The sequence below is a fragment of the Nocardia barduliensis genome, from assembly GCF_013315795.1.
Lineage (GTDB): Bacteria > Actinomycetota > Actinomycetes > Mycobacteriales > Mycobacteriaceae > Nocardia > Nocardia barduliensis.
In genome coordinates, this window is sequence record NZ_JABLTE010000018.1 from 1 (window position 1) to 11080 (window position 11080).

Annotated in this window: 12 protein-coding genes; 9 read left to right on the forward strand and 3 right to left on the reverse strand. The window is 68.0% G+C overall.

The features are described 5' to 3' along the window. A partial coding sequence (locus tag HOV91_RS10425; RefSeq protein WP_174185252.1) for an FAD-dependent monooxygenase occupies positions 1-1114 on the reverse strand: 1114 nt, incomplete at its 3' end. A gap of 101 nt (positions 1115-1215) precedes the next feature. Here HOV91_RS10425 and HOV91_RS10430 point away from each other — a divergent pair. Beyond that, positions 1216-1803, forward strand: a complete 588-nt coding sequence (locus HOV91_RS10430) for a TetR/AcrR family transcriptional regulator (RefSeq protein ID WP_174185253.1) — start codon at positions 1216-1218, stop codon at positions 1801-1803. A 43-nt stretch (positions 1804-1846) separates the two neighbouring features. Next, positions 1847-2044 (forward strand): hypothetical protein, encoded by a 198-nt coding sequence (locus HOV91_RS10435; protein WP_174185254.1) that lies wholly within the window; start codon positions 1847-1849, stop codon positions 2042-2044. A gap of 187 nt (positions 2045-2231) precedes the next feature. Here the strand turns inward: HOV91_RS10435 and HOV91_RS10440 are convergent, their stop codons facing one another. Beyond that, the gene (locus HOV91_RS10440) at positions 2232-3344 is read right to left on the reverse strand and encodes an acyl-CoA dehydrogenase family protein (protein WP_174185255.1); all 1113 of its coding nucleotides are present in this window, start codon (positions 3342-3344) and stop codon (positions 2232-2234) included. 17 nt (positions 3345-3361) lie between these two features. Further along, entirely contained in the window at positions 3362-4555 is a 1194-nt protein-coding gene (locus HOV91_RS10445) for an acyl-CoA dehydrogenase family protein (protein ID WP_174185256.1), read from the reverse strand. Between the two features lie 161 nt (positions 4556-4716). Between HOV91_RS10445 and HOV91_RS10450 the strand changes: the two genes are divergently transcribed. From HOV91_RS10450 to HOV91_RS10480, 7 genes are all read left to right on the forward strand, one after another. Continuing rightward, on the forward strand, positions 4717-4905 hold the full coding sequence (locus HOV91_RS10450; protein WP_174185257.1) for a ferredoxin: 189 nt from the start codon (positions 4717-4719) through the stop codon (positions 4903-4905). Positions 4906-4948: 43 nt separating this feature from the next. Then, the gene (locus HOV91_RS10455) at positions 4949-5851 is read left to right on the forward strand and encodes a 3-oxoacyl-ACP reductase (protein WP_174185258.1); all 903 of its coding nucleotides are present in this window, start codon (positions 4949-4951) and stop codon (positions 5849-5851) included. Between the two features lie 290 nt (positions 5852-6141). Beyond that, the gene (locus tag HOV91_RS10460; RefSeq protein ID WP_174185259.1) at positions 6142-6906 is read left to right on the forward strand and encodes an MlaE family ABC transporter permease; all 765 of its coding nucleotides are present in this window, start codon (positions 6142-6144) and stop codon (positions 6904-6906) included. Between the two features lie 4 nt (positions 6907-6910). After that, positions 6911-7762, forward strand: coding sequence for an MlaE family ABC transporter permease (locus tag HOV91_RS10465; RefSeq protein WP_174185260.1), 852 nt, complete (start codon positions 6911-6913; stop codon positions 7760-7762). Positions 7763-7767: 5 nt separating this feature from the next. Next, the gene (locus tag HOV91_RS10470) at positions 7768-8982 is read left to right on the forward strand and encodes an MCE family protein (protein ID WP_174185261.1); all 1215 of its coding nucleotides are present in this window, start codon (positions 7768-7770) and stop codon (positions 8980-8982) included. Next, complete coding sequence (locus tag HOV91_RS10475; protein WP_174185262.1) at positions 8979-10007, forward strand: MCE family protein; 1029 nt, start codon at positions 8979-8981, stop codon at positions 10005-10007. Before HOV91_RS10470 ends, HOV91_RS10475 begins: the two co-directional genes overlap by 4 nt. Beyond that, positions 10004-11065, forward strand: a complete 1062-nt coding sequence (locus HOV91_RS10480) for an MCE family protein (RefSeq protein ID WP_174185263.1) — start codon at positions 10004-10006, stop codon at positions 11063-11065. Before HOV91_RS10475 ends, HOV91_RS10480 begins: the two co-directional genes overlap by 4 nt. Positions 11066-11080 lie beyond the last annotated feature (15 nt).

An 11080-nucleotide genomic window follows, 5' to 3' on the forward strand; every position in this document is an offset into this window, starting at 1 on the left:
GGGTCAGGTTGCGCAGGGCGCGGGCGGGGCGCTGACGCAGGGTTGCCATCCTGGTCATGCGGTCGGTGAAGGAGACGACGCCGAGGGCGACCGGGCGGCGGGTGGCTTCGTAGTCGTCGAGCAGAGTGTCCGGCTCGCCCGCGAGCACTCGCACCAGCAAGGGGCCGAGGGCTGCGGCGTCCTGGATGCCGGTGTTCATGCCCTGGCCGCCCGCGGGGCTGTGCACGTGAGCGGCGTCGCCGGCGAGCAGGATGCGGCCGCTGCGGTACCGGTCGGCGACCCGGTGGTGCACGCGGAAACGCGAGCTCCACAGCACCTCGTGAACCCGCACCGCGCCGCCGGGGCCGCGGGCGTCCAAGAGGGCTTGGACGTCCTCGACGGTCGAGTGCTCGGGCGCCGTCTCCAGCGTCGCGACCACACGGAAGCGGTTCGGCTCGTTCTCGTCGGGCAGCGGCGCGACCACGGTGACGCCTTCCGGTGAAAGGTGCAGGGCCACTTCTTCGCGGGCGATCGGCCAGTCCATCCGCACGTCGGCGAGCACGAAGGATTCCGGGTAGGTGGCGCCGGTGAACCCGATGCCCGCTTGCTCGCGGACGACGCTGTGCATGCCGTCGGTCCCGATGACGTAGTCGGCGCGGATGCTGCCGGGCGTACCCGCGGCATCGGTGTATGCGACGGTGACGCCCGCGTCCTCCTCGGTGACCCGGCTGACCGTGTACGGGCGGTGCACGTCGCCACCCGCCTTGCGCAGCCGCTTCAGCAGCACCGCCTCGGTGGTGTCCTGCGGCGTCATCAGGGTGTACGGGTACCGCGTCGGAAGGCCGTCGAAGTCGATGGTGGCCAGCGTGCGGCCGCCGTCGTGAATGGTGAAACGCGCGACGACGTCACCCGTGGCGACCAGTTCCTCCGCGATGCCTAGTCCCTCGAGTACTTCCAGCGTCCTGGCGTGGACGACCGCCGCCCGGGATGTGTTCGCGCCTTCGCTCAGCCGGTCCAGCAGGACGAAATCCACCCCCGCGTCGGCCAGCGTGATGGCGGCGGTGAGCCCGGCGGGACCCGCGCCGACGATCACGACGGAGGTTGCGGCGGGCAGTGGGTTCGGGGTGGCGTTCATCGGAACTCCTCAAGTCAACGTTTGTAGGCCAACGCTTGTTGGCATAACCGTAGCGCCGCATGGACTAGGAAGTCAACAATTGTTGGCCTACACTTGTTGGCATGACCGTTCAGCCTGATCAAGCCCCCGCTCGCCGCTCGGACGCGACGCGTGCGGCGATTCTCGACGCGGCCCGCGCACGGTTCGCCGCCGAGGGTTTCCGCAAGGCGACCATCCGCGCCATCGCCGCGGACGCGGACATCGACCCGTCCATGGTCATGCGGTACTTCGGCAGCAAAGACGGGCTCTTCGCAGCCGCGGTGGACGTCCGGCTGGATCTGCCCGACCTTGCCGCCGCGGAGCCGGAAACCCTGGGCGAGCTGCTGGTGCGCCGCTTCTTCGAAGTCTGGGAAGAGCAGCCGAACAAGGAGGTGCTGTTGACTCTGCTGCGCTCATCGATCACCGACGAGGCCGTCGCCGAGCGCGTCCGCGCCATCTTCACCGAGCAGATATTGCCCGCGGTCCTGCGTTTCGGCGATCCCGCCGACGCCCCGCGCAGGAGCGGACTGATCGTCACCCAGATGCTCGGCCTGGCCCTGTGCCGCTACGTCCTGCGCCTGCCCCCGGTCGTCGCCCTCACCCGCGAGCAGATCATCGCCGAGGTCGGCCCCACCCTCCAGCGCTACCTGACATCGATTCCGGCCATATGAGGAAGCGGCGGTATCGGCTGGTACCACGCGGTACTACGGTCCTATGGCTGGCCTGAACGTTCGATTCTCCGACCAGGAACTTGCCGCCTTACGCGAACGCGCGGAGGCGGAGGGGCGCAGTATGCAGCAATTCGTCCATGATGCCGTTATCAAGGCGATCAATGAGCGTTCCAGGCTTTTCAACGAGGCCGCCGATCACGTCTTGCGCGTTAGTGAGGAGCTGAACCGGAGGCTCGCCTGATGGAGTACCTGACGCTGCCGGAGCTGCTGCATCTCGCGAAACGCTTGGGTACTCCAGCGGTGCGTGACTACGGCTTGCTCGATTCCGCTCTGGCCCGACCGCAGTCCAGTGTCTTCGGACAGGATGCCTACCCCGACATCTGGCAAAAGGCTGCCGCGCTGATGGAATCGATCGCACAGTGCCTTCGTCAGGTCGGGTTTCCGGCCAGCAGCGCGCCCAGGGCGCGCAGGTGGTCGGTGCCCGCGCCGAGGGCGAACTCGTTGTGTTTGGCGGCGGTGAAGTAGTTGTGCGCGATGTGGTCGCGGTCGATGCCGACGCCGCCGTGCACGTGGACGACGGTGTGCGCCACGCGGTGGCCCGCGTCGGCGGCCCAGAATTTGGCGGTGTGCACCGCCTCGGCCGCGGGCAGGTCCTCCGACAGCAGCCAGGCCGCCTGGGTCACCGCCAGGCGCAGGCCCTGGATGTCGATGTAGGCGTCGGCGAGCCGCTGCGCGACGGCCTGGAAACTGCCGACCGCCTTGCCGAACTGCTCGCGCTCCCTGGCGTACTCGGCGACCAGCTCGAGCGCCCGTTCCAGCGTGCCGAGCTGCGCGGCGCTCAGGCCCAGCCAGGCGCGAGTGAGCAGCCAGTCCAGGATCCGCGCGCCGTCGGCGACGGTGCCGAGCAATTCGGCGGGCGTGTCGGTGAACTCGACCGCGAACTCCGGGCTGCGGTCCACGACCTGCTGCGCGGTCACCGTCGCGGCCCCGGGATCGACCAGGAACACGGCGGGCGTCCCGGAAGTCGTGGCGGGCACCAGGATTCGTTCGGCTCGGTTCGCGAACGGCACGGTGGTCTTGGCCCCGGTCAGCCGCCAGCCGTCGCCGGTCTCGACGGCGGTGGTGGTCGGCGTCGCGGGTTCCCAGTTGCGCTCCTCGGTCAGCGCCACCGTGAGGATGGCGGTGCCCGCGCCCGCCCGGGTGGCCAGATCCCGCTGTGCCGCATCGCCGAACCGTGCCAGCGCGCCCGCGCCGAGCACGATCGACCACAGGTACGGCACGGCCGCGAGGTGCTTGCCCAGCTCCCGCAGGATTGCGGTCTGCTCGAGCGCGCCGAGGTCGCTGCCGCCGACCGACTCGGGCAGCGCCGCCGCGAGCACACCGGTCTCGGCCAGCGAGGTCCACAGCGGCTGGTCGAATCGCTCGGTGTCGGCTCCCGCCCTGTCGAGTTCGCGCAGCCGGTCGGCGGTGACCAGCTTCCCGCACACCTCGCCGGTCAGCCGGCCGAGATCGAGCTGGGCTTCGGTGGGAGTGAAATCCATCGTGGTGTCCCTTTCGATCAGCGCGCCGCGGCAGGCTGCTTGAGGGCGGTCATGGCGATGATGTCGCGCTGCACCTCGTTGGTGCCGCCGCCGAAGGTGAGGATGAGCGCGGCGCGGTGCATCCGCTCCAGGCGTCCGCGCAGTTGCGCGCCGGGGGAGTCCTGGCGCAGATAGGCCTGCGGGCCGAGCACCTCCATGAGCAACCGGTAGGCCTCGGTGGCCAGTTCGGTGCCGTACACCTTGCACGCCGAGGCGTCCCACGGCCGCGGGGCAGCGTCGCCGCCCGCGTCGGCCCGGCTGGCGATCTCCCAGTTCAGCAGCTTGAGGTATTCGACCTTGGCGTGCACCTTGGCCAGGTTGAGCTGCACCCATTCCCGGTCGATCACGCGGGAGCCGTCGCTCGCCTTGGTCTCGCTCGCCCACTCGACGGTCTGGCGCAGCGCCAGCGCCAGCGGCGCGGCCGAGGTCAGCGCGACGCGCTCATGGTTGAGCTGGTTGGTGATCAGCGCCCAGCCGCCGTTCTCCTGGCCGACCAGCGCGCTCGCGGGCACTCGAACGTCCTGGTAGTACGTGGCGCTGGTGTCCGGCCCCGCCATGGTGTGCACGGGCGTCCAGGAGAAGCCCTCGGCGGTGGTCGGCACGATGAGCATGCTGATGCCCTTGTGCTTCTTGGCCGTCGGATCGGTGCGCACCGCCAGCCAGACGTAGTCGGCGTAGGCGATCAGGCTGGTCCACATCTTCTGGCCGTTGATCACGTAGTCGTCGCCGTCGCGCACCGCGGTCGTGCGCAGGCTGGCCAGGTCGGTGCCCGCACCCGGCTCGGAGTAACCGATGGAGAAGTGCAGTTCACCGGCCGCGATCTTGGGCAGGAAGAACTTCTTCTGCTCCTCGCTGCCGTAGTGCATGATCGTGGGCGCGACCGAGTTGATGGTGAGGAACGGCACCGGCGCGCCCGCGATCGCGGCCTCGTCGGTGAAGATCAGCTGGTCCATCGTGGGTCGGTCCTGGCCGCCGTACTCCTTCGGCCAGCCCAGCGCGAGCCACCCGTCGTGGCCCATCTGCTGGACTACCTCGCGATACACGTTGCCCTGCCCGTACTCGCCCGTCTGCGCGCTCAGGGCCTCCCTGCGTTCGGGAGTGATGAGCCGCGCGAAGTAGTCGCGCAGCTCCGCGCGCAGCTGCTCCTGTTGCGGCGTGTACGCAATGCGCATGGCATGAACCTCATCGGGATGGTCAGTGGGATCGGGTTCCCCCGATCATTGCATATGGACTGAAACATGTTCCAGTATTGATAGCGAATCCCCCCGATGACGCTCCGGTGGAGCGGCTCGGCTTGTTAGGCTTCGGCCGTAGCGGCGGTAAAGGAGTTGCCATGAAGATCAGTGTCGATCCGGACCAGTGCGAAGCGAATGGAATCTGTGTCGGAATCGCCCCCGACGTGTTCGAACTCGATGACGAGGACGTACTGCACATCGCGGAGGCCGACGTGCCCTCCGATCGGCTCGCCGATGTCGAGGACGCCGTCGCGCAGTGCCCCAAGGCGGCGCTACGGCTGCAGTGAACCACCCTTGCCGTAAGTTGGAACACGTTCTAGAGTCGGCCGCGTGAGCAATGATCTGAGCCTGGCGGGCCGAGTAGCGATCGTGACCGGCGGCGGCGCCGGACTTGGGCGGGCCGAGGCGCTCGCGCTGGCCGGAGCGGGCGCGTCGGTCGTGGTCAACGACCTCTCGGAGTCGGAGGCGGTCGCCGACACGCTCGGGGCGATCCGGGCGCTCGGTGCCAAGGCGGAGTTCGTCGCGGGCAGTATCGCCGAGCGCGCGACCGCCGACGCGCTGATCCGCACCGCGGAGGAGTCCTTCGGGTCGGTCGACATCGTGGTCAACAACGCGGGCATCACGCGCGACCGGATGTTGTTCAACATGTCCGACGAGGACTTCGACGCCGTGCTCGCGGTGCATCTGCGCGGTCACTTCCTGCTGTCGCGCAATGCCGCCGCCTATTGGCGCGGCAAGTCGAAGCAGGCGGGCGCGCCGGTCTACGGCAGGCTGGTCAACACCTCGTCGGAGGCCGGATTGCTCGGCCCGGAGGGGCAGGCCAACTACGGGGCGGCGAAGGCGGGCATCACCGCGCTGACCCTCTCGGCCGCGCGGGCGCTGTCCCGCTACGGTGTGCGCGCCAACGCGATCGCGCCGCGTGCGCGAACCGCGATGACCGAGGCGGTGTTCAGTCCCGCTCCGGAGGGTGGGGTCGACCCGCTGTCGCCCGATCATGTGGCCCGGTTGGTTGCCTACCTGGCATCGCCCGCGGCGGACGCCGTCAACGGGCAACTGTTCGTCGTCTACGGGGGGATGGTGGCGCTGATGGCGGCGCCGGTCGTCGAGCGCCGGTTCGACGCGGGCTCGGGGCAGTGGTCGGCCGAAGACCTCGCCGACACGCTGGGCGGCTACTTCGCCGACCGTCCGGAAGGGCGGACCTTCTCGGCATCTTCGCTGATCGAGCTGGGTTGAGTGACGGCGGCTTGCCGCCGGTGCGTTACTGATCAGCTGTCCAACTGTTGATCATGGGATCGGTGCTTGGTAGACATAGGGACGGGTTATGTCGCACCTCACAAAGGTGGGATCTTTACTCGATGACACCGGTTCCAATTTTATATGCCGATTTTTCGAAAAATTGCACTTCAAATGTGTGAAAAGTGCTACCGGCAACACGGTGAACATGTTCTAATCGTTCCGGCGGTGCGGCCACGGTTGATACGCGCCGTGTGCTGTGTGGGCCGGTTGAGCAAGGAGGATCGCGGATGAACGAGGTCCTTGCCGTGCCATTGCGGGCCGTCGGTGGATTCTTCGAACTCACCGCCGATGTCGCACGCTCCAGCGTGCGCAGGCCCTTTCAATGGCGGGAGTTCATCGACCAGTCCTGGTTCATCGCGCGGGTCTCGATCGTGCCGACATTGCTGGTGGCCATTCCGTTCACCGTTCTGGTGAGCTTCACGCTGAACATTCTGTTGCGCGAGATCGGCGCGGCCGACCTCAGCGGCGCCGGCGCGGCTTTCGGCGCGGTCACCCAGGTGGGGCCGATCGTCACGGTGCTCATCGTCGCGGGGGCCGGCGCCACCGCGATCTGCGCCGACCTGGGCGCACGCACCATCCGCGAGGAAATCGACGCCATGCGGGTGCTGGGCATCAATCCGGTACAGCGCTTGGTGGTGCCGCGGGTGCTCGCCTCGATGTTCGTCGCGCTGATGCTCAACAGCCTGGTCTGCACCATCGGCATCGTCGGCGGATTTCTGTTCTCGGTGTACCTGCAGGACGTGAACCCCGGCGCGTTCGTCAATGGCATCACGCTGCTCACCCATCTGCCCGAGCTGATCATTTCGGAGGTGAAAGCCGGGCTGTTCGGGCTGATCGCCGGACTGGTCGCCTGTTATCTGGGCCTGAATGTCAAAGGTGGACCCAAGAGTGTCGGTGATGCGGTGAATCAGACCGTAGTCTTCGCTTTTATGGCCCTGTTCGTCGTGAACGTGGTGGTCACCGCCGTCGGCATCAAGTTCACGGCCCGGTGACGCGATGGCCTTCGTAATCGAATCCCGCTTCCCCCGCACGATCCGGCGAATGCGCCGGATGTCGGACTCGCTCGATTCGGTGGGCAAGCACGCGGTGTTCTATGCCCAGGCGCTCGGATCCCTTCCGCGCGCGCTGCTGCACTATCGCACCGAGACCATCCGGCTGATCGCCGAGATCAGCATGGGCACCGGCGCGCTGGCGGTGATCGGCGGCACGGTGGTGATCGTCGGGTTCCTCACCCTCTTCGCGGGCGGCACCATCGCCGTGCAGGGCTACAGCTCGCTGGGCAATATCGGCGTCGAGGCGCTGACCGGCTTCTTCGCGGCGTTCATCAACGTGCGCATCGCGGCGCCGGTGATCTCCGGCATCGGCCTGGCCGCCACCATCGGGGCGGGCTCGACCGCGCAACTGGGCGCGATGCGGGTCGCCGAGGAGATCGACGCGCTGGAGTCGATGGCGATCCGCCCGGTGCCCTACCTGGTCGGCACCCGCGTGCTGGCCGGGATGATCGCGATCGTCCCGCTCTACGCGCTCGCGGTGATCGCCTCGTTCCTGGCCAGCCGGTTCGCCACCGTGGTGATCTACGGGCAGTCGGCGGGCGTCTACGACCACTACTTCTCCACGTTCCTCATCCCGACCGACATCCTGTGGTCGTTCGCCCAGGCGATCCTCATGTCCTTGGCGATCATGATGATCCACACCTACTACGGCTACAACGCCGCGGGCGGACCGGTCGGCGTGGGTGTCGCGGTGGGCAACGCGGTGCGGACCTCCCTGGTCGCGGTCGTCACGGTGACCCTGCTGGTCTCGCTGGCCATCTACGGCACCTCCGGCAACTTCCATCTCTCCGGATAAGCGACATGGCGGAATCGAAGCAAACGGAAAGCCGCCTCGCGCAGGCGCTGCGCGGCGGGCTCGGCCTGAAGCTGGCCGGGGCCGCGATGGTCCTTGCGATGGTCGCGATCGTCGCGGTCGCGTTGATCATGTTCGTCGGCGGGTTCACGCCGACGGCGACCGTGACGGTGGACGCCCCGCGCAGCGGGCTGGTCCTCGACCCGGACGCCAAGGTGAAGGTGCGCGGGGTGGAGATCGGGCGGGTCGCGTCCGTCGACCACACCGCCGAGGGCGCCAGACTGAAACTGGACCTCGATCCGGATCTGTTGCGGCTGGTGCCGTCCAACGCGGACGTGGACATCAGGTCCACGACGGTCTTCGGCGCGAAGTACGTCAACTTCGTCGTCCCGCAGCAGCCGTCGTCCACGCCGCTGCGGCCGGGCGCGACGCTGACCGCGCAGCGGGTGACCGTCGAGTTCAACACGCTGTTCCAGCACCTGTCGGACGTGCTCGCCAAGATCGAGCCGGAGAAGCTGAACGCGACGCTGTCGGCCCTGGGCACGGCACTGCAGGGCCGCGGGGAGAAGCTTGGCGCACTGCTGGAGCAGAGCGACGCCTACCTGCGCGACATCAACCCGTATCTGCCCACGCTGCAACAGGATCTGGCGAAGACCGGCGAGGTCACCGACCTGTACGCGGACACGGTGAACGACCTGCTGCGCACCGTGGACAACTTCACGGTCACCAGCCAGACCCTGGACCAGGAGCGCGACAGCCTCGACAACGTCCTGGTGAACCTGGTCGGGCTGGCCGACACGACCGGTTCGGTATTGCGCGAGAACGAGAACCAGCTCGGTACGGCGCTGGATCTGCTTCGCCCGACCACCGGGCTGCTCGAGGACTACGCGCCCGCGCTGTACTGCCTGATCGGCGGCCTTGGCAAGGCGCTGCCGATGGGTGAGGCGGTCTTCGGCGGTCTACAGGAAGGCGTGGCACTGAACACCGGCTTCATGTACGGCGCGAAGCCGTACACCTACCCGGAGGACCTGCCCAAGGTCAACGCGACCGGCGGCCCGCAGTGCGCGGGCCTGCTGGACCGGGTACCGGGCAGCCACGCCGACTACGTCGTCACCGACACCTCGGAGGGGCATGTGTACACGCCGTCGACGACGCTGACGGTCAACCCGCCGAAGATCTTCCAGCTCCTGTTCGCCGGACTGCCGGGGGTGCCGCGCCCGTGAAGAACACCGCGACCACCGTCAAACTGGCCATCTTCACCCTCGTGATGGCGCTGATCTTCGCCGGCCTCGCGGTCGTGTTCAGCCAGATGCGCTTCGCACGGGAGAACGGCTATCACGCCGTGTTCACCAGTTCCTCCGGTGTGCTGCCGGGGGCGAAAGTTCGCATCGCCGGCGTGCCGGTCGGCTCGGTCACCTCGGTGAAGGTGGGCAAGGACTACCTGGCGCACGTCGAGTTCGACGTCGACCGTAAGTACCGGCTGCTCACCAGTACGCGTGCGGCGATCAAATACGAGAACCTGGTCGGCGACCGCTATCTCGAGCTGTCCGAAGGACCGGGCTCGAATCGCGTGCTGCAGCCCGGCGGCACCATCGCCAAGGAGCAGACCGCGCCCGCGCTCGACCTGGACATGCTGCTCGGCGGTTTCCGGCCGCTGTTGCGCGGCCTGGACCCCGGCCAGGTGAACGACCTGACCAACGCGCTGTTGCAGATCTTCCAGGGCCAGGGCGGCACGCTGGTTTCCCTGCTCAACACCGGCGGGTCCTTCGCCAAGACGCTGGCCGACCGCGACGCGCTGATCGGCAGCGTGATCGACAACCTGAACGCGGTGCTGCAGACCATCGATCAGCGCGGCGACCAGTTCGCCACCACGATCGCCGAGTTGCAGCGGCTGATCAGCGGATTGGCGGCCGACAAGGACCAGATCGGCGACGCGATCCCGCGGATCGCCGGAGCCACCGGCGACCTCACCGGCCTGCTCGCCCAGGCCCGCCCCGATCTGCGGGGCACCATCGAGCAGACCGGACGCCTGGCCACGAATCTCGACGCCGGGTCGGACACGGTCCAGTGGGTCCTGGAGCGGCTGCCGTCGACCTATCGCCAGCTGATCCGCATCGGCGCCTACGGCTCGTTCCTCCAGCTCTACGTCTGCTCGACGAACTTCTTGGTGGACGGCCCGAACGGACAGACGATGAAGATCAACTTGCCCGGGGCGCAGACGACCGGAAGGTGTGCGGACAACCGATGAACGAGCAGCGATCACCCGCCATCACCATCGGCATCGTCGGCCTCGTGCTCGCGGTGGCGGTGGCGCTGTCGGCACTGCAATTCGACCGGCTGCCGTTCATCCGCTCCGGCACGACGTTCACCGCCTACTTCGCCGACGCGGGCGGGCTGCTCCCCGGCGACCCGGTGCAGGTCGCCGGTGTGCGGTCCGGGCGGGTGGAGGACGTGGCCCTGGACGGAGCGAAGGTGCTCGTCCGGTTCACCCTGGCGGAGTCGATCGTGCTGGGCGAGAAGACCTCCGCGGCGATCAAGACCAACACGGTGCTCGGGCGCAAGTCACTGGAGGTTTCGCCGTCCGGTCCCGGAGCGCTGCGCACCGACGACACCATCCCGCTCGAGCGCACCACCTCGCCCTATTCGCTCAACGAGGCGTTGAGCGACCTGGCGGGCACCGTGCACGAGCTGGACATGGACCGGGTCGACCAGACCCTCGACGTGCTGTCGGCGACGTTCGCCGACACACCGGCGCCGCTGCGCTCGGCGCTCGACGGCGTCACCGCGCTCTCGCGCAGCATCAACGCGCGCGACCAAGCGCTGACGGATCTGCTGAAGCGGGCGCAGAACGTCACGCGGATCCTCGCCGACCGCGGCAACCAGATCAACGCGCTGCTGCTGGACGGCAACGAACTGCTCGGTGAGCTGGACCGGCGGCGCACCGCGCTGGGACAGTTGATCGTCTACGTCAACGGGCTGGCCCAGCAGCTGTCCGGTCTGGTCGCCGACAACGAGGCGCAGCTCAAACCGGCGTTGGACAAGCTGAATTCGGTCGTGGCGCTGTTGCAGCGCAACAAGCAGAACCTCGCCGACGCGCTGGACGGGCTGGGCCCGTTCGCCGCCGCTCTCGGCGAACAGGTCGGCAGCGGCCCCTACTTCCAGGCGTACGTGATCAACGCCGCGAGCAAGACGCTCCAGCCGCTGGTGGACGCGCTGGTGTGGCCGCAGCACCTGCCGAACGATCTGCAGAGCTACCTCACGCCGCCCCCGTCGATCGAACCCGCGATACAGGAGCCGCCGCGATGAGCGAGCGAACCGACA